We start from the raw sequence: 207 nt of genomic DNA on the forward strand, positions 1-207 counted from the left end.
CTGGGCTAGCTGGATTCGAACCAGCGCATGACGGAGTCAAAGTCCGTTGCCTTACCGCTTGGCTATAGCCCATCGAATTCTTACTTAATTATATGTAAGTATCAATTAGATTATTTGTAATTTTAAAAATAAAAATGGGGCGACTGATGGGAATCGAACCCACGAATGCCGGAGCCACAATCCGGTGCGTTAACCACTTCGCCACAA

At 44.4% G+C, this 207-nt stretch carries 1 tRNA gene; it reads right to left on the reverse strand.

Features of this window, described 5'->3' with window-relative positions:
• Nucleotides 1-72, reverse strand: a tRNA-Gln gene (locus JDS82_RS29530).
• Between the last annotated feature and the right edge of the window lie 135 nt (nucleotides 73-207).

The organism is Bacillus cereus group sp. N14, from assembly GCF_016483555.1.
GTDB lineage: Bacteria > Bacillota > Bacilli > Bacillales > Bacillaceae_G > Bacillus_A > Bacillus_A wiedmannii.